A 24,787-nucleotide genomic window follows, 5' to 3' on the forward strand; every position below is an offset into this window, starting at 1 on the left:
CTAACATAATTTATTTGAGAAAAGCTTGTTAATCAGGCTTTTCTTTTTTTTAGTCTACCTAAGGATAATTTCAAGTCTAGACAATTTCGATAACAGTGGTAAATGCAGTGGCTTTCCATTTCGTAAGAATCTTCTATAGATGCTTTGTTTGCGGTACAGCTTTGAAAAAATGATGATAGATCAAAGCAATTGTGGGCACTCTATAACCTAATCTTTATTATAGGAAGGACTACAATAGCATGTGCGGAATAGCAGGAATACTAAAGTTGAATGGGCGCGCCCCGCAAGAAGAAACCTTAAAACAAATGACAGGGGCAATTCATCACCGAGGACCTAATCATGAGGGAGTATGGCTCGATTCTCGGATTGGACTCGGTTTTCGAAGATTGTCCATTATTGATTTACGAGATGGAAATCAGCCCATGACTAATGAAGATGGTACACTATGGATTGTTTTTAACGGTGAAATCTATAATTATAAAACACTACGAGATGATCTTAAGCTAAAGGGACATCACTTCCAAACGCAATCAGATACAGAGGTCATTGTGCATTTATTTGAGGAATACGGCAAGGACTGTGTCCATCATTTACGTGGAATGTTTAGTTTTGCGATTTGGAACCTTAAGGAACAGACTCTTTTTGCTGCTAGGGATCATTTTGGTATCAAGCCTTTTTATTATTACAAAGACGAGGATCATCTTTTATTTGCTTCGGAAATTAAAAGCATACTTGCAGTTCAAGGCGTACCAAGAAAGCTGCAGTATCAAAGTTTATTCAGCTACTTAACTTTTCAGTATGTACCGCAACCGGATACGATGTTTGAACATATTCATAAATTAGGACCTGCAGAGCGAGTATTTGTTAACCCTAAAGGTGTAATGAAGATCGAGAAGTATTGGGAGCCCCATTTTCATCCGGTAGAACGATCTTTAGCAGACTATGCCGAAGAAATTCAGTGGAAATTGAAAGAGTCTGTAAACCTTCATTTACAAAGTGATGTGAATAGAGGATGTTTTTTGTCCAGTGGAATTGACTCCACAGCCATAGCTGCAATGATGAGAACAGAGGAATCAACAAAGACCTTTTCGATTGGATTTGAAGGGGCGAATAACGAAACGATCATTGCAAATCAAACGGCAGCTAAACTGGGAACGGATCATTATTTTCACGTCTTATCTGAAAAAGATTTCTTTGAGAGTATACCGAAAACGGTGTGGCATCTAGATGAACCTGTCGCGGATCCTTCCGCCATTGCTCTTTATCATCTAAATCAGCTTGCAAAAGATCATGTCACGGTTGTCCTATCAGGGGAAGGTGCGGATGAATTATTCGGAGGATACCGGATCTATAGAGAGCCAGGTGCATTAAGGCCTATATCATGGATGCCCAACTTCATAAAGGATACGTTACGAAAATCATTAACCATATATCCTTATCAATTTTACGGTAAAAATTATTTACTTCGGGGGCTGACACCTTTAGAAGAGCGTTTTATCGGTAATGCTAATATCTTTAACAAAAGCGGAAAGATGAACTTGCTCCACGAATCGGTACATGCTCAAAATAGCTTTTTACATCCCACAGATATCGTTAAGCCTTTTTATGATAAGACAGTTCACCTAGACCCAACAACAAGAATGCAGTTTATTGATATGAATTTTTGGCTGCCTGGCGATATTTTGTCAAAAGCAGATAAGCTGTCCATGGCACATTCGTTAGAATTAAGAGTACCGTTTTTAGATAAAGAGGTTTTCGAAACGGCTCGTAAAATTCCTGTCTCCAATCGAATTGCCAACAAAACAACAAAACTTGCTTTGCGTAAAGCTATGGAAGGAATCGTTCCGGATTCTATTGTTAATCGACCCAAATTAGGATTTCCCGTACCGATTCGTGACTGGCTAAAGACTCCAATTTCGAATATAATGTTTGAACAAATACGATATAGCGGTATTGATGAAATATTCAATATGAATATCATCGAAGAGATGTTTAACCAGCATCGGAGTAATAAAGGTGACTATTCGCGTAGAATATGGTTAATTTACATTTTTTCCGTATGGTACACGCTTTTTATGAAAGATGATCTGAAGCAATTAAACAGTGCCGTGTTGTAATGGGGGAATGATTCGTTTGAATATTGAGGAATATGCATGGAATAAACATGAGCTGCAAATAAAAGAAACCCATGATTTTACTTATAGTAGTCCAAAGATAAAGATTGTAGATAACAATGATTTAAGAAATCAACTTGAAGAGACGCTTGAAAAATTACCGCAGAAGTTACTTGCCAAATGGGCTTTGAGAGTAGCAGTTGCACATCTGGATCATCTAGATAGCCATCTAGTGAAAGACCCGCGAATAGAATTAGGAATAGAAACTCTAGAAAAGCGAATAACTGGTGATATAAGAGCCTTTGACTTAAGAAAAGTTGGATTTATAGTCAATGAATTGGCTAAAGAGTCCACAACTGAAGCTAGTAAGTATGCTGCGCGTTCTTTTGCACAAGCCATAGCAACTGGTCATATGAGAGGACATGCTATGGTTAGCAGTGACTACGCAGTTAAATTGGTGAATTGCATATCTAATAATTCCTCAGTAGCAGAGGCTGCCACCAAAGAACGCGAAAGACAGTTAAGGATCGTTGAAGAGTTGCTTTGAAATTGGAGCATTAAGGATGAAAACATGTATGAAGATACTGTTATAAGTGAATTAATGGTAATAATTAGCTTTTTATATTTAAGAAGTATGTAAAGAACAAACAACATTAAACACACATATATATAACCGCACAGAGTTTAATCCGAGTTTCTGATGCACTTTAAAGTTTAATACTCGTTAGAGACAAATTGATTTCTATAAAAAAGAAAAGATAAAGAGTGTTCATACAAGGGACGTTAATTTGAACGTTGTATCGATCATCATTAATGGACAGCTGATTAGCAATATTATATTCAAATTGGCTGGTTCCATTAGTTTATATACTACTTCCTCACAAAACCCGTATTTTGTACATATGTCTATGAGTTGGGAAATGCCCTGTTTGGTTCTTGGTTGTTGGCTTGTGCTTGTAATGACACAAAGTTACCTACATAAATATAAATGTCACCCTCCCTATAATGATAACAAAAAATCTGATCTTCAAAAAAAAAAAATGTTTTCAATGTAAAAAGACTATCTCCATTAGGTAATAGTCTAGTAAAGGTTGTGGCTGATAGGGATCCAATTCGCTGGGTAACCTTGTTTTGTTCTCCCCCATTCAAATCCGCCATCTCTTGAAATGGACGAGGTAGCTGCTGAGCAGACTACCAAGCACGTCTCGGCCGTTTATCAAACCGTATGCAGAGTTGATTGCGACCTCCGAAACGAAGTAGTCTTCTTCTCGGTCACTGACATTCGGCTAAATTCGCTCTCTCCCTTAGAAAGTTACAATAACTTTGCCTTGTGAGTGACCAGTAGAAACTTGTTGTAACGCCTTATTAATATCATCAAATTTGTAAGTTGAATCAATTGAAGGTTTAATATTGTCATTTTCTATAAGGCTGGTAATCTGTTGTAACTGTCTTCCATTGGCTTGCACAAATAAAAAGTGATATTCTTTTTTATCTCTTGCTGCTAAACGGTCTATACGAGCAGAAACTAAACCAAACAACATTTTTTTCCACATTGGAAGATTATTTTCAGCGGCAAAGCGATAATTTGGTAAGGCTTTTAATGATACTAATTTTCCTTGTGGTTTTAAAATAGAAAGTTCCGTTTTTATTTCGTTTGTACCCAAGGTGTCTATAACATAATCTATATTAGATAGAACCTCAGCATAGTTTTCCTTTTTATAATTTATAAATTCATCTGCTCCAATCGACAGTACACGTGATCGACCTCTTTCACTGCCACTTGTAATAACGTATAATCCCATTGTTTTAGCAATAGGGATCGCCATAGCACCGAATCCGCCAGTTCCGCCAGGAATAAATAGTTTTGCATTAGGCTGAGCGTTGAGTACTTCCTTCAATGCTTGATAAGCTGTTAAAGCAGTAAGGGGAACCGCAGCCGCTTCAATTAAGGATAGATTTTCAGGTATTTTAGATATTGCATCATCTTTGACCGCCACATATTCAGCGAAAGCTCCTATTTCATTCACCGGCAGCCTCGTATAAACTTGGTCACCAACCTGAAAATCAACAACATCTTTACCAACTGCCTCTACTACACCAGATAGTTCATTGCCTAATGTTAATGGGAAATCATAATTAACAATCATTCGGATACTGCCATTCAAAATAAGAATATCTAATGGGTTTACACCTGCAGCTTTTACTTTGATGAGTACCTCGCGATTATTGATTTCTGGTATTTTAACATTGTTTATTTCCAAATGAATTTCTTTTGAGTATTTCTGCATTTGAGCAGCTCTCATGTTTTGCCAGCTTCCTTTCCACTTGAAAATCTTATGACGTACAATTTTTAGTTGTACGCCATTTGTGGTTTCACTTATTCTTACTGCTGTTGAGTTTTTAATTTTTCCATTATAGGGTAGTCTGTATAACCTAAGCTTCCGTTACCAGCGTATAATGTTTTAGGATCAACCTCATTTAAAGGAAATCCTTTTTTTAGACGATCCACTAAATCTGGATTAGCTAATGACCAGACGCCGATTGGTACCACGTCAGCAATACCATTATCAATATCTACACTAATATCATCAAGTGCCCGCCCTGCTCGATTAACCAATAATGGATTTGACCAAATTGAACGAATTTCACGGAGCAGTATTTCGTTCCCTAAATGCATAACATGGAGGTATGCTAAATTATACTTTGCTAGTTCTTTTACAAGATGGCGATAAACCTCAGGTCCTTGTTCGCCTTCATTAATCCCACCAAGAGGTGTTCCTGGCGAAATTCGGAAGCCGGTTCTTTCTGCTCCAATTTCTTCAACGACTGCTTTTGTTACTTCGATTGCAAAGCGAGCACGGTTCTCCACTGATCCACCGTATTTATCTATTCGTTTATTAGAATTTTCACTGATAAATTGATTGATAAGATAACCATTGGCTCCATGAATTTCAACCCCATCAGCCCCTGCTTTAATAGCTGCTGCAGCTGCTTTTCGGAAGTCTGCAATAGTATTTTGAATATCTTCTTCACTTAGCTCTCGTGGGACAGGTATTTCCTGCATTCCTTTAGCAGTAAACATTTCTACACCAGGTGCGATCGCAGAAGGTGCAACTGCTTGTCGATGATGTGGAGTATTGTCAGGGTGCGATATACGGCCCACATGCATTAATTGTATGTACATAAAGCCGCCTGCTTCATGTACTGCATCCGTAACCTTTTTCCATCCTTCTATTTGCTGTTCAGTATAGATGCCCGGCGAATTTAAATAACCTTGTCCATCATCAGTTGGTTGTGTACCTTCACTAATAATTAATCCCATTGATGCTCTCTGAGCATAATAAAGGGAGCTTAGTTCTCCCGGTGTGCCGTCCTTTTGTGCTCTACTACGTGTCATAGGTGCCATTGCTAAGCGATGAGGTAATTCCATATTTCCAATTTTCGTATTACTCCACAATTTGTCCATTTTGTAATCTCCTCAATAAATTAAGTTAAAAATGAAATTGGTATTAAGAAAGATGAGGGTATAGTGCAGGAACGCCACCTGCAAGTCCACCTTGTATCATTCGGCTGTTATCATCAGCAATAATTTCAAAGCTGCCAGATTCTATGCCATCAATAGCTATTTTTGCGATATCTTCAGGGCTTACTTTGGGAACTTCTAAGCCGGATGTCATGTCTGTCTCCATAAAGCCAACATGTAATCCTGCTACTCTCACATTATGTGGATACAAGTTTATACGTAAATCGTTCGTCAATGCCCATGCTGCAGCCTTCGCGGCTGTATAAGCACCCGCAGTTCCGGAACTAAACCAAGATAATGCGGAAAGAATATTCAAAACCGATCCTCCCCCGTTTTTCTCAATGATCGGTGCAAAAGCACGAACCATGTATAGCGTACCGAAGAAGTGCGTATCAAACTCCAATTGTATTTTTTCCACATCTCCTTCCAGCAAAGAAGCACCAGTAGATGATCCTGCATTGTTGATTAAAAGCGTAACGTCCTTTGCGAGGATAGCAGCTGCTTCAACTTCTTGAGGGTTGGTAATATCAAGCTTTACAGGTATAACGCCTGGAATATCGATGGTTTCCGGATTTCTTGCACCTGCATAAACCTTAGCCCCTCTGGATAGAAGTTCAAGGGTGAGATGGCGGCCAAAACCTCGGTTTGCACCAGTTACAAATGCCACTTGTTCAGAAATTATCATTTTATTTACTCCTTTTATTCATCGTTTAAGTACAATATGGGAATGATCATTCTAAAATGTACACAAGAATAGATCATTCGTGAAAGAAAACTATAGCAGGGAAAGAAATATATTTCGAGAACGATCATTCTAAAAAGTATGCAAGAATGATCGTTTAAAGAGAACTTTATACGAGACAAGACTCAGTTTTGAGAACAATCATTCTAGAATATGCATAAGCAATTATATTTTAAAATAATTACTTATATAAAAGTTTAATTGATAAATCAGCTATTCGATGTAATTTTTCTTTAGGTACTGAGGTTCTTGTCATTACCCTTAACCCCACACAAACAGAATGCATATGTTCCGCTAGTTCGTTGGCATTGAAATCCAAGCTAAATTCGCCATCCTGCTGCCCCCACAGAATAATATCTTTGAGCAGCTTCTCTGATAATGTGAACGATTCGGTGGATTTCAAATCCACATTGGCATCGCGCATTGCTAATTCCACCGCTGAATTCACCATCAAACAGCCTGAGGGCGAATCTTCTTCTCCATTTATTATGAAACTAAAGATAAGCTGAAGAGCCTCAGTTGCAGTCTTGGAACGTTTAACTTCCCTTGTAAGCTCAGCATTCACTTTATCGCGAAAACGGTCCATGGCTTTCAAAAACAGCGTATGCTTGTCGCCAAATGTGTCATATAAACTTCTTCGATGAACTCCCATATGCTCTACAAGATCTGTCAAAGATGTCTTCTCGTACCCCTGTTCCCAAAAAAGCTTCATCGCCTTATCTAATACTTCGTTCTCTTCGAATTCTTTGCTTCTTGCCATTCTATTCCCTCCCTAATAGTAAATGTAACATATTGAGAACGATCGGTAAAGAATTGATTTTCTAATCACTTTTAACGATGTGCTCTCTTGTGATTCAGGTCGACAATTAAACATGAACTGTATATTTAAATGATAATCAAATCGGGATATAAAAGAAGAAGACCCGCGTTAGGCATAGGTCCTCTTCTTTGCTAACGTTGCTGTCCTGATTTACACTTCAATCATTAACAAGGTGTCTAGTAGTTGGTTCTGATCATATATATTGCCGTTCTCCAGTTTGTGCTGCTTTCTCCACTGCATCAAGTAACTGATGAAGTTTAACCGCATCTGCGAAACTTGGTGTTGTAGCTGTTCCTTCCTGGATGTCTCTGGCAAACTTATGGTATGCCTGAGCGATATTCAGAACAAATCCTGAGTCACTCTTAAGGGAATCCGGTACCCAGGAATATGAGTCGGGAATTGTTAACTCATGTAACTCTTGATCCATAGATCCTGCTCCACGTAATTGATGTGATCCGAATTGAATAGATGCAGGTGCACTCAACACGATGGTGCCATTTTCCCCGAATATTTCAAGGGTTAGTCCTGTCTGATGTTTGACTCCACCCTGAATATGAATGCTCGCTGCTGCACCGTTAGTCAATTTTCCTGTAATCAGTATTTGATCATCCGTCGTCTTCTTAATAAATTTATGGATATCTACCAATTCGACTTCTGGAAACTGTTGTGCTGTGACAGCAGAGAGTTCTGTAAAATCCCCAAGCATGTAGGTAAAAGCATCGAGATTATGCCCGCCTACAATAGTGAGCAAGTTCCCTCCAAATTTTCGATCAAATAAGTACGCAGTAGCCTTGTCCGCTACTCCCCCCATTCCATCCAAAGATATCTTTAAATTGGCTGACAAGACTTTTCCAACATAGCCTTCCGCCAATAAATCTTTCACATAATTAATAGCTGGAGCTTGTCTGGCTTGTAATCCAACTGCATTTGGTAACTGGTTGGACACTACCAACTCCTGCATTTCCAGTGCTTCTGCAGTATTTGATCCTAGTGGCCATTCACAATATATCGGTTTTCCCGCTGGGGCAATGGTTTTAACAGCATTATAATGTTCCTTGACGTTAATACTGACGACTACCATGTCCACATCAGGATGCTCTGCCAAATCACTCATGTTATCAAAGCCGTGCTCTGCGTGGAAAGCTTCTGCACTTTTCTTCGCACTCTCCATATTACTTGTCCCAACTGCCGTAAGCTCAAATTCATTCAGATGCTTAATAGCTGGTATATGTGTACCGCTTGCCCATCCGTTATTAATTGATCCGCCTATAATTCCTGTACGGATTTTATTGCTCATTTAAAAACAGCTCCTTATTTTGAATACTGATAACTTATCTATGATCCGGACATTTCAACTAATCGATTCTTACGGAAAAATCTTTCTTGATAAGCGGACTGATGAATCGCAAATATTATTTAGCTTGCTAAGTATATTGGAAAAGATGGAGAAATCATAATAAATTTCTCTCCATCATTTTCATTAATCGTCCTAGTATCAAGCGATCTTCCATAGAAAAAGACAGCAGTAATTTTTCCTGTTGGGCTTTCCATTTGATTTCAACCGGACCCTCTAATTCTTTTCCTTTGTCTGTAAGATAAATCCGCATAACCCTTGCATCTTGCTCATCACGTTTGCGGTATATAAATCCATTTTGCTCTAATGACTTGACCATATTCGTTACCGTAGGCGGTTCGCATTTTAAATGTTCACTTAGTTGCATTTGTGTGATCCCATCGCCCAACCACAAGCGATACAGCAAATTATCCTGGCCAACATAAAGGTTAAGTTCTCTTAGAGATTCGCTGTAATGTCGACGCATTTGGGAGGAGATCCGATCTAACGAATGACGAATATCACAATCCAATTGATCTTTCATATTTTCATCATCCCTCAAATGTTATTTAGCGAGCTAACTATAACACGATGAATTTGATGTTTCAAACAAATTTATCTTGAATTCATCCGATGGATTTAACAATTTCATCAACCACTTCTTGACATGTTGCAATTTGTTGAATGCCACCAGCTGCTTCAGATACACTTATGGTACCATTGATCAGATCGCCATCTAACATTCCAATTTTGAACCCTTCCCCATAATATTTGTATGCTTCTGCAGGCTTTCCTTGATTAATGAGTTCTAACGCTTTTTTGCCCGCATCTGTAGGAATTGTTCTCAAATGTCCTGCGCCTGACTTAAATTCAATAAACTCTTCACTCTTCACCTTAATAATGGCTTTTTTTGTTTCTATGCTAGCTGGATTTTCCTTAGTTACTATGAACCTTGTCCCCATGTACACACCTTCCGCACCCATAGATAGCGCTGCTTTCGCTCCTCGGCCATCAATAATCCCTCCGGCAGCAATCACAGGTATTTGTACAAGTGAAGTGATTTGTGGAACAAGCGAAAGAGTGCTAATTTTATAATCACTCATATGGCCTCCAGCTTCATAACCTGTAACGATAAGTGCGTCCACTCCTGATTTCTCAGCTTCTACAAGTTTCTCTACCGTTGGGCTTAAGTCTCTATACACTACTTTAATATCTTGTTCTTTAAGCCGTTTCAGTTCACGATCGACCACATTCAGCCCAATGGCAATAACGGTTTTCACCTCTTCTTTTACCAATACATCAAAAACTGCATTAGTAAATGGGTCTTCAGTAACCCCTCCCATCGGGAAAATGTAATTTACTGCAAAAGGTTTATTCGTTAAAGCTTTTACCTTGCGAATTTCTTGGGTTAACCGGTCTGCCATATCTTCTGCACTTGTTGCCTTTTCGGTTTGGCCAGCATTTGGCCCGAGTACGCCCATTCCACCTGCATTGGAGACTGCTGCAACAAATTCCGCAGAAGTTACCCATGTCATTGCAGCTGAAATAATAGGGTGTTCTATTCCCAGTAGTTCTGTAATTCGGTTTTTCATGATTGATTTCTCCTCTATTTAAATAATTTTTTTTATTATTACTTCGTATACCTGTTTTCAGGGTAAGGTAGACCCAAATTCCCCCGAAGTGTGTCGTCCTCATACTCCTTGCGGAAGATGCCTTTATCTTGCAAAATGGGAACAACCAATCGGATAAAATCTTCAAATCCGGCTGGATGATCCTGTCTTATGAGCAAGATATCCATGACGCCCTCTCGATACCAATTTTCTATTTTTTCGGCAACCTGCTCCGCAGATCCCAGCCATTGAGGTTTCGGCACTCGATAACCTTTAGGCATCCAAGATTCGATTTCCCTTAGCTTGTCCAAGGCTTCTTTTTCCGTTTCACCAACGATGGGATTATGAGAAGGCATCATCAGTAGGTCGTTTGGTGAACGCCCTTGATTTTGCACTTTACGTTTAAGTTCAGCAGTAAATGCCTTGAGATATTCAAAATCATCTCCAGGCGCCATGATGACCTCGGCATGCTGTGCAGCAATATCCATGAATTCCATGGAAGTACCGGCTTGAAAGACGACCGGTCTGCCTTGCCGGGATCGACTGACATTTAATGGCCCCTCCACTGAAAAGTAATTCCCAGTATAATTTAGCGGATGCATCTTAGCAGGGTCATAAAATACCCCGCTTTTCTTATCACGTATAAAGGCATCGTCTTCATATGAATCCCAAAGACCTTCAACAATCTCTAAAAACTCTTTTTTCATAGGATAAAGATCTGCTTTCCTTAAATGGGACCGGCTGTAGTTGGCTAACCCTCCCGGATTCGAGGTGATTGCATTCCACCCTGCTCTGCCCTTGCTAATCTTGTCGAGTGAGGCGATTTGTCTGGCAACCGTAAATGGATCAGCATATGAAGTCGCTATGGTTGCTGCCAAGCCAATGGAGTGAGTGACCATACTCAATGCAGATAAAATGGATACGCCCTCAAACATGCTTAGATAGTGAGGGATCATGCCAGGTCCAATATGACTTACATCCGCTAAAAAGATGAGATCGAACTTTCCCTGTTCAAGTTGTATGGCTTTCTGTACGTAATACTCAATATTCTCACTGGCATCTGCTGGAATAGCGGGGTGTCTCCAACCTGTGTGATTCCAGCCAACGCCATCAATAATTCCTCCTAATTTAAGCTTTCTTTTTTCCATGCTTGAATGATCTCCTTTTCACGAGTTCACGTATTTCAATGTGTTAAACCTATTTCCTTAGCCAATAATTCATGTCCTTTCTTTCGGCTTTCTTGATTAGGATAGAAGTCTGCAATTATAATTTCATCAACTAAACTTGCTCTCGCCATTTGATGAAGATGCTCAGCAACCTGACTAACACTTCCAATAACAAAGCGTTCTTTATTTCGTTCCCTAGCCAGCTCTTCTTGAGGAGTGTATATATGATTTTGAGCTTCGTCAGGTGTAGGTAAAGTTAGATTTCTCGTCCCTGTGCTCATCTGTGCCCACATTAACTCCGCCGGTCCTGCAATATATTTAGCCTCTTCTTCCGTCTCAGCTGTGATAACGATCGTCGCTAACATACTTTGGGGTTCATTTAAATATGACGAAGGTTTAAAATTCGAACGGTAAGCTCTTAAAACGGGAATAGCCAGTTGTGGTGCCAAATGAGCTGCAAATACAAACCCTAATCCTTTTTCCAAGGCAAAATGTAATCCGCCCTCGCTAGATCCCAGCATAAACATATCTGGAACCATTGATTTATCTCCAGGAGGATTGATGTGACTAAACGGGTGGGAATCTTTAAAGTTACGGTCAAAAAAGGAAAGCAGAATATCTAATTGCTCTGGAAAGTCATTCACCTCCATTAATTCTCGGGACCTTAGTAATGCCCACATGGTCCGGCCATCAGCTCCAGAAGCCCTGCCAATCCCAAGATCAACACGCCCTGGATACAATCCTTCGAGAAGAGTAAAGTTCTCCATTACTTTCAAGGGGCTGTGATTAGGCAACATGATCCCCCCGGAACCTACTCGAATTCTTTTGGTTTGAGCTGCTGCATGTAGGCTTAACAAGTCTGGTGAAGTCCCCATCAAAGTTGTTGTATTATGATGTTCAGTGAACCAATACCTGTTGTACCCCCACCGTTCTGCAAATTGAACCATTTCCGTTATGTTTTGAAGACTTTGCCTTGCATCAATTCCTTTATAGATATGAACGAAGTCTAAAATTGAAAGTTTTAGACTATTTGCTGTATTCACTTATCAGCAACTCCTTTCTATGTTATATTTACTTAGCTTGCTAAATGATTGCTGACATAAGCATAAAGTCAATATGTTCAGCTGCAAAGAGGGCAATATAAATGGACATGGTACAACTGTTTGTACCTTTTGACTAGGAGTGATATCAATGAAGGTTTGTAATGAAGGATTTGACAAAGAATTTATGGATGATAAAAGGGATATGTATGCGATAGCCTTCACCCAAAATGTTCTTTCAGGACGTTGGAAATATTTTATCTTATGGTTTCTAAAAGGAGAAACACGCCGTTATACGGATATAAAAAAATTTCTTGGAGGGTTATCACAAGGCTCGATCACCAATCAACTTAGGGAGCTTGAGAACGATGGGGTCATTAAACGTGAAGTATATCCGGAAGTTCCTCCGCGGGTAGAGTATTCGTTAACAGACAAGGGTATCAAATTACTTCCGATCCTTGAAAAAATGGAGGACTTCGGTAAAGAATACGGCGATAAACCCGAATTCGATGAAGGTTAGAACAAAGACAAAATCCCATATGCAGGTTTCTCTGCAAATGGGACAGTTCTCTTATACAGTGTCGATCTTAACCCGGCTAAACTCCGTTATGCCCTGGCTAACCAAAACAGCAAGTTTACCATGCTGAATATCGTACATTCGGGTACCCATCGTCACCTCCCCACCTACTAAAATTTGCATTTTGGCCCCCTCTTCATCGAGCTATAGTTCATTTAGTCGAATTCGCAATTTTTATTTTCCGTTTTCCAGATACTTCTTGATTTTATCGAGATCAATATCATTTGTTATTTTATATCGCTCCGTAGAAGAATTTTTATAATTAGTGATTACCATATGCTTTGTATCATATAGACTAATTCCGAATTTTTTTTCTCCTTGGTTCCTAAGTATAATATAATACGTTTCTATAGAAGTATCAGGAAGTTTCTTCACTCTTTTCAATTTTAAAGGAGCTAAAGAATCTAAAATTTGATCTGTATCTTCCTTATTTTTCAGAACCAATGTATTTCCAGTGTATTGAATTAATAGCATAGAAGTGACTTCCTTATTCCCAATCTTTTCGATAACTTCTTTCGTAAACGTTGTATTAGGATACATACGATTCTTTAACCCCGTGAAATCAAGTTGCATAACTAGTATTGCTAATAAGACAATCAGGTATCCGAAAGCAACAGGTGAACGACGTTTCATTAGGATGATCACGCTCCTCATAAGATGTTTTGAGAATGTCCGCTATGGAGAAGATTCCCGTAATGTTTTAGTATTTATTATTCCAAATAGCTTTCGGCAAGTTTCATCAAGGTTTCTTTGCTTACTTTATTTATGTCTCCACGTAAAGTATAGGCGTATTTCACCTTTTTGTCAGGGCTCTCGTATACCCATTTCAGCTCGTGGGTCTGCGAAGGAGCAAATTCTGTAAGCAGCATTTCTACTCCCTTCACTTGAACCTTCTCCTGCTTAAATTCAACGTTCTCGTCAATATACATTGTAGGATCGCTCTTTCCACTCAGATTAGTGATATTAACCCCGATTTTATCTTCGCCATTTTGATACGTAGCAAAGAGAAGGAAAAACTGATCTGTCATTTCAACCGGCATCATGGCATATCCCTGATTGGATTCTTCCGCCTGCTTTCTCAGCTTTTCTGCCATTTTCTTTTTTTCTTCCGAAGAAGGAGGATTCACTTCCTGAGCATTTTTAAAGATTACGTCCGCCTTTTGGAATGTATAATTTCCATTAACTTTGTCTGCGATCTTAATTGATTTATCCGTAATCTTATCTCTCAATTGAGAAAGATCTCGGAAGATAGTCACCTTCGTTCCAAGAATTGTTTCATGATTCGGATTATTGGCAACCATATAGAACAGCCCAGCTTCCCCGTTCTTTAGCACCTTATCCTTAAGTTCATAAAATGCCTTGTAACGCTCTATCTCATCTTTCGTTTCTGTTTTTTCGTAATCTTTCGTCGATTTAGTCTCATATACGACTTCGCCATCCTTATTCGTCAAAGAATGATATTGAACTGCCGCATAACCTGTGGAGGCCATTAACATCATCCCTACACACGCAGTCAAAACAACTTTATATTTCATAAAAAACCTCTCCTTTTCTTTTGGCTTAGCATGTAATATTCTCATTACTTTTCCTGTCAAGTCGGCGTCGGGAATGCGCGGGTCATCAAACAGTTTTTTCAAATCCCGATCCCTGTCCATATTCATACACTCCCACTCCTTTCACTTGAGCATAATACTTTCGGAATTTTGCAGATGTACGTTCGTATTTTTTACGAAGGCTGGCGCTGCTTTTGCCGAGAATCAATCCGATCTCCTGGTAGCTTTTATCCTCGACACAACGTAAGATTAATAAATTACGCTCTTCCGCCGATAATTTTGCCATGGCTTGATGTACGGATTCATCAAAATAGTTGGCGTCTATATGCAAATCGACTTCATTATTATCTTTCTCATCCTGGTAAAAGAAGGGCAAATATTTCACCAACTTTCGCTTGCGGATGATATCGATACATTGATGGTAAGCAATCTTGTATACCCAGGCGCCAAAATCTATTTGATATTGGGTATATTTCTTCAAGCTGCGGAATGTCTTCAAAAATACTTCCTGTGCGTTATTCTCGGCTTCGGCATAATTGCCCAGCATATGATAACAGTAGAGAAAAATCGGTTTTTGATAAACCTCCATGATTTTCTCGAATTTTTCTGTGTCCCCATCCAACACATCTGCAATGATCTGACTTAACTCCGTATCATTCAAGCTGTCTCCCCCCCTTTCACTCTATACAACGAAGAGCTCGACCCAAAATGTGACATAGCTTATCGTATTAGCATTATAGGCATTTATTGCGTCTCCATAAGGACCTTGCGTCCCCCAAAATTAAATGTCATATGGGCTAAATTCAAGCCGTTATAAAATATTCGATATTCTTCAGCTATTGCCTTTTCAACGTCCTCGAAACGAGCCTTTAAGAGACGCTGGGAGAGGGGGCTTTTGCCGTGCCAAAACTAGAAACCCTCTAACATTAAAGTACATGTTAGAGGGTTTCGTGCGTTGCTTCTAATGTTAGCGAATACTACTTCTTGATACTAATGGATTTCGTAATATTATCGAAGAATACATCTGCACCAAAATGCTCAGCTATGAAGCGTAAGGGGAGCATTGTACGTCCGTTTACTATTTCAGCTGCTACATCCATTCCTGGTGCAAGTTCACCGATCGCAATCGACAAAGTCTGACCTTCCAAGGTAATCATTACGGTTTTCGTAATGTTATCCCAGCCAACATTTGCTCCTAAACTATCAGCAACGAAGCGCAGTGGCACTAACGTTCTGCCTTTAACTACCATCGATGCAACGTCCATACTCATTTCGATTCCGTTTAATTTATACCCTGTCTTACCTAGCGTAAATTCCAATTTCACAGGTTCAGGCTTGGTAGTAACGAAGATATAGCCTAGCCCTTTTGTTCTGAAGGTGAATTTACCTGTCTTATGGTCATATTTGCCGCCTAAACGTTCCATGTTACCGTCTAATCGAAGCATGACACCACATAACATGCTAATATCGTTAGTCGACAACTTCTCTTTTGTCAGATCGAAGGTTACTGGTATAAGCCCTGTATAATCCGTTATTTCTCGGCCATCTGCGAAGATCTTCAACTCATATCCCCGCCCTGTAACTCCGTCTCCTTCATCTACAGGTTTAATGACAACCTTTATCCTCTTACCTGTATTCAACTGTTTCAACAATTCAGGGGACAATTCAACAGATACGGTGTCATTCGTAACGGTTAGCGGCTTGTCAGCTTTAATAATCGCACCGATCGTATCACTTAGAATCTCAAGCTCATCTTTTCCGGCTGACATCGTCAATTCAATGGAATTACCCTTCTTCAGGTGCTCTTTGATTGTAGCATCAATAGGATCCGGCGAAGGAGTCGGCGTACTGCTTGGGCCATCTGAACTTCCGCCATTATTGCCGCCATTGTTATTTGCATTAATTACGATTGTTAACTCTCTCATATCTATGCCAGCATGATTGGAAGCCGTAACAGTGAATTTGTAAGTTCCCGCTTCAGTAGGCATCCCTGAAATAACACCCGTAGCTCCTTCTAAATTCAACCCAACAGGTAGATAATTATCGGTGACTGTCCAAGTAATCGGTTCGTCGCTGTATACCGCTAAAGTTACTGTATACGGTTGTCCAACTTTACCGCTTGGCAGATTCTTAGTGATAATCTCCGGAGCTGTAGCAACTGGCTTATCTTCTTTAATCTCGATGCTCAATACTCGCTTATCTATACCAAAATCATTCGTTGCTGCAACAGTGAATTCGTAATATCCTGCCTCTTGAGGCGTACCCGAGATAACGCCTGTTGCTTCATCCAGGTTCAAATCTACTGGCAAATCTCCTCCCTGGACCTTCCAAGTAATCGGTTCGCTGCCATATACCGCTAATGTTACCGTATACGGTTGTCCAACTTTGCCACTTGGCAAATTCTTAGTAATAATCTCCGGAGCTGTGTCAACTGAGACATCTTCAGTGATCACTATATTGAACGGTTTCGTGTCACTGCCTGTGTCATTGTTAGCTTGAACTTTGAACGAAAATTGACCCCATTGATCCGGTGTACCAGAGATAACACCTGCATCTTCATCCAAGCTCAATCCTGTTGGCAATTGGCCATCTACAACGGCCCATTTGATCGGTTTATCGCCGTCAGAGGTAAGAACTGCCGAATAAGGTTGTCCTACCTTGCCATCCGCAAGTGAATTCGTCGTAATCGTTGGCGCCTTACCTGCGTCTTCAACCCATTTCGCATATAATTCAATATCCCTTGTAACAGGATCAGCAATGAAATCCCAGGCATCGTTTAATCCTGCATCTTGATACCAACCGCCGAAAACAGCTTTTTCTTTTGTCGGCACTGTTGGCTCTGTAATTGTCCCGCCCATATCAGCGAACTTCATCACAACTTCGCTGCCACCGTTGGAATCAAAAGTTACCGCATAAGGGTTGTGCGCGCCGATGGAAGGCGTTCTGCCGCTAAGTGGATTGCCGAAGAAGTCTGTTCTCTCCGTCATATGAGGCAGTGCGTTCGCGCGATCAACATATGGGCTTACAATCTCGGCACCTGCACCAAGGGCCAGGTTATTACCGTCAGCAAGACGAAACCCGTTCATCGCACTGTAATCAAGCTTGGCATCAACTGTTCCGCTGTTGGTAATCCAATGTTCCGGCGCAGATTTATAATCATTTAATATAGAATTTAGTTCCTCTTCCGTTACATAGCGGTTATCTGTTGCTGTTACGCCTGCACCTAGATACCCGCCTCCACCTGCGTTCATGTTACCAAAAAGATTTGCCGGATATACAATGTTGTTCGTAAACCGTCCGGCTGTAAATGGAGCTGATGTTCCCCCGCCTTTCAAACCAACCTGGTTGTTTGCCCCAGTGTAGGCAAATATATTATTTTGGAAGTAAATGTGCAAGTTGGAGGCTGTCGGGTCAAATACTATCGAACTGCTATTCTTTAATGGCGTGACGATAATATTGTTATAGTATAATCCGCTTAATTCTTCGCTCGTTGAAGAACCTCCCGCAAGTAATACAAGACTGTTAAAGCTCTTGTTGAAATCCGGGCTGCGACCGTCGTTCACGCTAATGTTATAGCGAACGATATTTCCCTTGGCAGAATTCATCTGTAAGTACCAACCGCCATAGTTATTTCGGCTGTAATTGTATTCATACACATTGTCCTGACAATAGTTGTCAATGTCCCAAGCCATACCGTCATTACTTGCATGATAAGGGTTATCTATAGCTTCATTATAACGGAAGATCGTACCTTTACTTGCCATAATCCACGCTGCCGCATAGTTTTGCGAACCTAGATAGGTTGGCGTTGTATTATTTGGCCCCCAGTTCGTAACCAAGTTGCCGCTCTTATCGCTTAAATAGCTGTAACCGCTGTCTGTGACCACATTTCGTTCCACAAGGGAGTTGTTCCCGCCAGACATAACAATGCCATCTCCAACCGAACTAGAAACCCAGTTGTTTCTAAACACAGCGTTTGATGCCCAAGGATAACTTGAGTTACTCCAAGTAATGCCTGTGTTATTTGTCCCTGGATTACTTGGCCCGTAGGCATTATTGCGAATACCTTCGTTATCGCAGCGAAGTGTTTTGTTGCCTTCAACCAATATATCTACATAACCATTAATAATGATGCCGCCGGATATCTTATTTGCTCCATTTGCTTGGTGCAGCCCATTAACATCATGAACATAGTTATCTCGAATGACGATTCCTTGCATACGAGCATCAGCATAATCTTGAATATTAAACTGACCTTGTCCCAGCTTGGAAATCCGTGACATTACAGCAATACCTGAGCGGCCGTCACCTGCTTTATTGCCGATATTCGTTACTTCAATTCCACTGACTACCCAATAATTAACGTCATATAACTCAATTGTACCGTTTAAGGAAATGCCTGATGGGCTCGACGCTGTACCTCCACCATTAATGATCGGGCGTTGGTTAGGGTCGGTCGTGTTATATTTTGTAAGCGTAATCGGATTTTCTTTCTCACCATTGCCGCGTAGTTTGATTTGTTCATTCCATACGCTATTCGCATCCAGATAAATGGTTGAACCTGGCATAAATACATATTCATTAATCTTGGAGATTGATTTCCATGCCGTAGCCGGTGTGCGTCCATCTGCATGATCGTCACCGTTATTAGAGAAATAATAATCACGGACTTCAAGGGGGACAATGTTCAACTCCAATGTGATTTCGGCAGGATTCAGATCAAGCCTAACGGTATATTTTCCCGGCTCGATATTATTTCTTGCGAATGATTCTTTGTTAATCTTCAATACTTTACCGCTAACCGTATAATCCACATCCCGCTGTAGAGCTACAGCGCCGATCTCTACTCCAGCTAGATCCGCTAAATCAGGATTTACGGTGATTTTATAGTCATCCAGACCCATAACATATGTGCTGTCTTCCAAGTGACTATACTCTTTAGGCATGAGCTTCAGCGTAATAGAAGCTGTTCCGGTTTGGGCTGTTATTCCACTATCGATAACATATACGTCATCGATAAAGTGCCTGTTCTGTATATCCTTAACCGTACCAGGCTTGTTGCCCCAGTTCGTAGCAAGCTGCAATGCATCGATCTTGGAAATATTGTTCTTAACTAGGGTATCAAAATTTCCGCCATCTGTTGTTTGTCTTTGAATGTCTTGTCCATCGATTTTAGAGGTAGTTCCCGCTGATGTAACGAACCATTGAAATTTATGCCAGCCTTCGCTTCGCTTGACATCTACAGGATAGAATCTCCCGGATGAACCGGGTCTGACTGAGTAATTGGTCAGATTTGCTGCCCAGTCGCCATCTCCATTGCCATAATTTATTGCAATATGTTCATTGGGCGATGGGGTTAAGCCAAAGACAGCGTGGTCATTGGAAGCCGCTCTACCATCATCGTAGTACCAAGCAGTAACGATTGTTGTTTTACCGGTTGCAGGGGCGTAATTATAGTTACCTGGGACCGTAGCCACCTGACCGATGCCGCTTGATGTCGCAGCCTTTCCTCCGGTACGGGACATCAAATCGCTGTGACCATATCCATTCGCACCATTTGAAAATTTCTTCTCCCCTTCAAATCCATCGTAAAACATAGTGTCAGCCTTATTGAAGTAATCAACACTCACTTGAACAGTGACCTCTTCGTTCCCTGTCGGAACATAACCTTTCTTAACCGTCACGAATCCGGCATCATCAACTTCAATCTTAGCCTTATCTTGATCCGCCGGGCTGAAGCTGATGTTATCAGCAACAAACACATCAGCAGTGTCAACGATTAACCGCGTTTTGTCTCCTGCCCGTAAAGTATCGTTCTGGCGAATTAACGCAATGTTGGCTGAATATTGTGCACTCTCCCCTGATTCATCAGAGTCCAAGAATCGTGACGTTGCGTTGCCATTTGCTTGTACTTTAAAAGTATCATTTAAAGTCGGGGACAAAGCCGCATCATTGCTTGTTGCTGCAATCGGACTTCCATTAGCCACTCCATTACTGAAGAGTTGAACCGAATAGGCAGATGCGTTTGCGACGCGATCCCATGTAGCGTATGTGCCGTTCCATCTGCCATTTGCCGGTTTAGGCAATTTCTCGATCGTCAATTTTCCGTTTGCTGCAACTTCTTCACTGATGTCCCCCGCATTATTAATGACAATGGCTGTAACCGTGTAGTTTCCCACTCCCAGTGCCCTTGCATAGGACAGAACATGATGCCTTTCATGATTGTTAGGCTGGTCAGGCCCCCCATTTTTCGATAAATAATAACCAACAGGTCCACTGTCTTTGAACAGTGTTACAAGGGTATCTCCGTAATTGGAGTCGCCGCTGTAAATGCCTGTGTCCGAGTCAAGCGTCGGGTTAATTGGCGCATTCACCTGTGTATTGGTGGTTATCAATAACGGTACGGCATTGGATTTCACCATAACTCCCTCTGCCGAGGACACTTCGCAATAATAGAAATTGCCTTGTTGTGAGGCTGAGTCCACATTGGGAAGCGTTAATACCGCCTTATCAGCTCCGCTGACTTTTACCCCGTTCAAGCCAGTCTCGTCGTCAGATACATACCATTGATAAGTTACAGCAGCGGCTGATGCAGTAACGCTAAATGTTGCTTTCTCACCTTGTTTCACTTCTGCGGCTGTTGGCTGAGTGATTATTTCTAAATTTGGCAATCCGCCGGGAGGTACCAAATTGAGTGTTAATGTTCTGGTTCCTGTTGTTGTAGCCACATCTTTTACGACATAAAAATCGTCGATTAAATGTTTATTTTTTATATATGGTTTGTTGCCTGACTGACTGTTCCATCCTCCAGCTATTTTAGGCTGAATGGTTGTACCGCTCTTCATAGCTTTGTAAATATCACTTTGCGCTGAATCGGATATTAATGTTCCGTCTATGTGTAACGTCGCACCATTCGGTGTAATGAGCCACTCGAATTTATGCCAGCCTGTGGAACGTAAAGCACCGCTATCTTTCCAACGGTTGCCTGCTGTACCCGCTGATGATGGTGCATATGCCCAAGTATATCTCGTCGGGTTATGAATAACATCAGCCTCTGAACTTTGATAGAATGTCCCGGCAAAGGTGGCATTTTTTCCATCTACAATAGCAAACTGAGTTCTATCCGTCGCTGTCTGCTCCTCTTCAGGATATGGGTCAAAATACCATGCCGTCATCTTATAATTGCTTCCACCTGGCAATGCCACGTCTTGGGCTACATTTTCATTATTCGTATCACCTGACGGTGTAATCGCTTTCAATCCAGAACGGGACTGAGCATCGGACAGCGTGAATGATGAACCTAATTTGCCCGTTGATGTCATCGGACCATTGTTGTTCTCGAAGTCCTCCATGAATAACACATCTGAGTCATTGTAATAACTCGCCGTGGTTGTGATTGTCACTGGGATGCCCGGAGCACCTGGCGACGCAAATGTATAACCGCTAGCTAAAGTAATGTTCCCCTGATTATTAACAGTTAATAGATTCGAATTGCTGGAATCATAACTAACCTCGTCAATAACCGGTCCTTTCACCAGACTGCTTAAAGGCGAACCTTTATAGGCAAGATTCACCCTGCCTGCCTGTCCTGCCGCTTGTGTCAATTCTAGTACAACGGAGTCAAAAGATTCACTCCCTCCCGCAGCTGACACTTCAGATGAAGGCGCCAAGCCGAACAGACCAGGGAATACCAACGTCGTTGCCGTAACCATCGACAAAACTTTTTGCATCCATTTCGATCGTATCATCCCAAAACTTCCTCCCTTTGAAATTTATAATTTAATGCTTTATAAAAAATCTGCATCTATGGAAGTCTCAATAGACACAGATTTCTATAAACTTAACAACAAAACTATTCTAGTTCACTACTAATTCACTGAATCGATTACCGTTATACACGATCTTCAACTTATCCGTATTTGTAATTAACGCTCGCAAGTCAGATTCCGCCCATCCGTATGTAATGGAATCTTTTACTTCATCCAGTTTAAGCTTGGTGATTTTCGGTTTTGTAGTTAATGTGGCAACGACATCTTCGCCCATATATTTTCCGATTACGGTCTCACCTACAGAAGCAGCAGTTAATGACTCCCAGAACTTAAGAGACTCAGTATCTTCTTTGGATATGTCCAAACGATTTAGCACTTTCTCTTCCTTGGCCTGTCCCGCTGTCGCTAATGCCGCCGTTAATTCATTAGCAACACGAACATATTCCGTACTTTTTGATGCATACTCAACTTGCAACTCTGCTTCGCTCAATTTCGTTTTTTTAACCTGAGTTTCTACTAAATTCGGCCAACGGGCGCCACTTAAGTATTGCATGTATTGATTTAAATCAAACTGAGGCAACCCATAGTAAGTCCCTCCTGAATCATCCATCTTAGCTCGCTTAACATTTTCATCTTCCATGTCGGATTTTAGCTCATCAAAGCTTTTGTAAGAGGCGATCCCCCGCTCGTCTGCAATAAATTGCTCCTGCTTGGTCTTTAGCAATGCAGTCATCGCAGATTTCTTGGTGTATTCAGATGGGGTTTCATGATTGTCGCCGTATTGACCTGTCCAGAAGCCCTCATCTACTTGGGCCCCATAAGTTCTGAAGAAATAGTCTGCCGTTATAGCTCTCTGCTCTTTTACATAAAATTGGAATTCTTCCTCTGTTACGGCGTATCCATCTACTGTAAATATCCAATCTTCAGGTAGCTCCGCCTTTTTGTTAGTTAAGCTCAACACGAGTAAAGCAAGAACAATCAAAGCGGTAAAGAAGATAATCACTGTTGGTTTCCGTCTTGTAATCTTCATGACGCCCTCCCTTTCCAATAGAATGGTTAGACATAATTGTAAGTTTAGCTACCCCTTAATTTAAGCGCTTATTTAGACTGAATTAGAACAAATTTGACTTATAAAAAAACACTCCTAGTTCGCAATAATGCGTATGCAATTAGCGAGCTGTCCGTTATAATCCCCAAAAAAACGAATGGCTTCGCCCTCTGAAAACAAAGGACGAAGCCATTTGATATAACCTTTAAAAGTAAACCAACTTTAATGCCAACAGACTATTGTGTTCAAAACATAGTGGATAAAGCCTAATGAATAATTATAATGGCGGCTGCACCAATAACAACTTCCCTAGCTGGATCACCGTTTGATCGTACCAATCTGGATGCTGCCGAACATGCTCACTACTTCGTTCATTGCCGCATGCCTCAAATACGGCTGCTTTGACTGTCTTCTCGGTATCGACTTCGAAGCGAACCGTATGTTTCCCATTCGGGAGCTCCGGCAAGAATATATACTGATTACGATTATGATCATTGTGTAGTGTGAATCGATCGACAATAAAGGGTTCCCCACCATCCACCGACACCTTCAATCTGCCTGAATCAGGCCCGCCGATATCGAATAACCCGATATGGGTTCCCTCGAACTGCACCGTGATAGCCTCTCCAGGATCGACTGCTCGCCATAGGCCGGGGAACAACCAATTGTACTCGCGCACTAAAGCAAAATCATCGGGAGTCATGTAAGACCATCCTGCGGAAAAATCGGTAATACTATCCAGTGACAGCATGGCCGCATACTCCCAAGGATTAGCCGGGACTAACGGATTCTGAGGCAAGTGATGTTCCACCCTTCCCAGATGATCTCGAAGTTCGCTAATTTTATCGAATGACCGGGTAATCGTATCCGTCCAAATCTGGTGTCCTTCGGGAATGGTCGGATGGATCGAATCTTGCGTAAAAATAACGGCTCCCGGAATGGACACGTTTTCCTTTGAGGTAAAAATGAGCTTTCCCTCCGACACCAAGTGACTGACCGCTACGCCCAGATGAATCGAAGGAATACCATAGTAGTCGGCCACTTCCTCTTGCATTAAAGCCCCCTTCTGGTATTCCCCAGACTGAAATCCGGCCACATCCCGCTCCTTCACCGTATAAACGAACAGGATATCGGTAAACCGGTTCCGCTTGCGGATCTGACGAACAATTCCTTCGATCCGCGCCTTGGATTCGGGATCTCCGCCATCGTTACCGACAAATTCAACAAATACTAGATCAGGCTGATGACGCAGTACGTCTGTCTCCAAACGGGCACAGCCCAAATCCGATCCTGTCCCATTAATGCCTGCATTTATAGAGCGAATATCCGCCTGAGGATATTGCTCACGAAGCCAATCCGCCGTCATGACCCTGTATCCTTCAGAACGAGTATTGCTACCACCGAAATAGACGATTGTTACGGTATCCCCATTTTCCAACTTCTGAATTACATTAGGGAGCCCTCTTCGCGGGAATAATTCCTTCATCGCGAC

19 protein-coding genes are annotated in these 24,787 nt (G+C 41.2%); 3 read left to right on the forward strand and 16 right to left on the reverse strand.

The window, feature by feature from the left end:
• Positions 1–239 precede the first annotated feature (239 nt).
• Together asnB and NSS67_RS17725 are read left to right on the forward strand one after the other, a co-directional pair.
• Positions 240–2,117 (forward strand): asparagine synthase (glutamine-hydrolyzing), encoded by a 1,878-nt coding sequence (gene asnB / locus NSS67_RS17720; protein ID WP_339314784.1) that lies wholly within the window; start codon positions 240–242, stop codon positions 2,115–2,117.
• A gap of 7 nt (positions 2,118–2,124) precedes the next feature.
• Positions 2,125–2,661 carry a putative immunity protein gene (locus NSS67_RS17725; protein WP_339314786.1) on the forward strand — a complete coding sequence of 179 codons (537 nt, stop codon included), beginning with the start codon at positions 2,125–2,127 and terminating at the stop codon, positions 2,659–2,661.
• Between the two features lie 757 nt (positions 2,662–3,418).
• Here the strand turns inward: NSS67_RS17725 and NSS67_RS17730 are convergent.
• From NSS67_RS17730 to NSS67_RS17770, 9 genes are all read right to left on the reverse strand, one after another.
• A complete protein-coding gene (locus NSS67_RS17730) occupies positions 3,419–4,417 on the reverse strand; it encodes an NADP-dependent oxidoreductase (protein WP_339314788.1) in 999 nt (332 codons plus the stop codon).
• Between the two features lie 80 nt (positions 4,418–4,497).
• On the reverse strand, positions 4,498–5,580 hold the full coding sequence (locus NSS67_RS17735; protein WP_339314790.1) for an alkene reductase: 1,083 nt from the start codon (positions 5,578–5,580) through the stop codon (positions 4,498–4,500).
• A 43-nt stretch (positions 5,581–5,623) separates the two neighbouring features.
• A complete protein-coding gene (locus NSS67_RS17740) occupies positions 5,624–6,322 on the reverse strand; it encodes an SDR family oxidoreductase (protein ID WP_339314792.1) in 699 nt (232 codons plus the stop codon).
• Between the two features lie 238 nt (positions 6,323–6,560).
• On the reverse strand, positions 6,561–7,139 hold the full coding sequence (locus tag NSS67_RS17745) for a TetR/AcrR family transcriptional regulator (RefSeq protein WP_339314794.1): 579 nt from the start codon (positions 7,137–7,139) through the stop codon (positions 6,561–6,563).
• Positions 7,140–7,392: 253 nt separating this feature from the next.
• Positions 7,393–8,496: a Gfo/Idh/MocA family oxidoreductase gene (locus tag NSS67_RS17750; RefSeq protein WP_339314796.1), complete on the reverse strand. Its 1,104-nt coding sequence runs from the start codon at positions 8,494–8,496 to the stop codon at positions 7,393–7,395.
• A gap of 154 nt (positions 8,497–8,650) precedes the next feature.
• Positions 8,651–9,076, reverse strand: a complete 426-nt coding sequence (locus NSS67_RS17755; RefSeq protein ID WP_339314798.1) for a MarR family winged helix-turn-helix transcriptional regulator — start codon at positions 9,074–9,076, stop codon at positions 8,651–8,653.
• Between the two features lie 82 nt (positions 9,077–9,158).
• Complete coding sequence (locus tag NSS67_RS17760; RefSeq protein WP_339314800.1) at positions 9,159–10,124, reverse strand: nitronate monooxygenase; 966 nt, start codon at positions 10,122–10,124, stop codon at positions 9,159–9,161.
• Positions 10,125–10,162: 38 nt separating this feature from the next.
• Entirely contained in the window at positions 10,163–11,290 is a 1,128-nt protein-coding gene (locus NSS67_RS17765) for an NtaA/DmoA family FMN-dependent monooxygenase (protein ID WP_339314802.1), read from the reverse strand.
• A 35-nt stretch (positions 11,291–11,325) separates the two neighbouring features.
• Complete coding sequence (locus tag NSS67_RS17770) at positions 11,326–12,351, reverse strand: LLM class flavin-dependent oxidoreductase (protein WP_339314803.1); 1,026 nt, start codon at positions 12,349–12,351, stop codon at positions 11,326–11,328.
• A 148-nt stretch (positions 12,352–12,499) separates the two neighbouring features.
• Between NSS67_RS17770 and NSS67_RS17775 the strand changes: the two genes are divergently transcribed.
• Positions 12,500–12,868, forward strand: coding sequence for a helix-turn-helix domain-containing protein (locus NSS67_RS17775; RefSeq protein ID WP_339314805.1), 369 nt, complete (start codon positions 12,500–12,502; stop codon positions 12,866–12,868).
• 51 nt (positions 12,869–12,919) lie between these two features.
• Here the strand turns inward: NSS67_RS17775 and NSS67_RS17780 are convergent, their stop codons facing one another.
• The 7 genes from NSS67_RS17780 to NSS67_RS17810 form a co-directional block, all read right to left on the reverse strand.
• Entirely contained in the window at positions 12,920–13,048 is a 129-nt protein-coding gene (locus NSS67_RS17780; protein WP_339314807.1) for a hypothetical protein, read from the reverse strand.
• 51 nt (positions 13,049–13,099) lie between these two features.
• Positions 13,100–13,558, reverse strand: a complete 459-nt coding sequence (locus NSS67_RS17785; protein ID WP_339314809.1) for a hypothetical protein — start codon at positions 13,556–13,558, stop codon at positions 13,100–13,102.
• 77 nt (positions 13,559–13,635) lie between these two features.
• Entirely contained in the window at positions 13,636–14,460 is an 825-nt protein-coding gene (locus NSS67_RS17790) for a hypothetical protein (protein WP_339314810.1), read from the reverse strand.
• A gap of 85 nt (positions 14,461–14,545) precedes the next feature.
• Positions 14,546–15,139, reverse strand: coding sequence for a sigma-70 family RNA polymerase sigma factor (locus NSS67_RS17795; protein WP_339314811.1), 594 nt, complete (start codon positions 15,137–15,139; stop codon positions 14,546–14,548).
• A 316-nt stretch (positions 15,140–15,455) separates the two neighbouring features.
• Complete coding sequence (locus NSS67_RS17800) at positions 15,456–22,226, reverse strand: putative Ig domain-containing protein (RefSeq protein ID WP_339314812.1); 6,771 nt, start codon at positions 22,224–22,226, stop codon at positions 15,456–15,458.
• 109 nt (positions 22,227–22,335) lie between these two features.
• On the reverse strand, positions 22,336–23,277 hold the full coding sequence (locus NSS67_RS17805) for a hypothetical protein (protein WP_339314814.1): 942 nt from the start codon (positions 23,275–23,277) through the stop codon (positions 22,336–22,338).
• A 295-nt stretch (positions 23,278–23,572) separates the two neighbouring features.
• Positions 23,573–24,781 carry a GDSL-type esterase/lipase family protein gene (locus NSS67_RS17810; RefSeq protein WP_339314816.1) on the reverse strand — a complete coding sequence of 403 codons (1,209 nt, stop codon included), beginning with the start codon at positions 24,779–24,781 and terminating at the stop codon, positions 23,573–23,575.
• Between the last annotated feature and the right edge of the window lie 6 nt (positions 24,782–24,787).

It is taken from the genome of Paenibacillus sp. FSL R10-2734 (assembly GCF_037963865.1).
Classification (GTDB): domain Bacteria; phylum Bacillota; class Bacilli; order Paenibacillales; family Paenibacillaceae; genus Paenibacillus_AQ.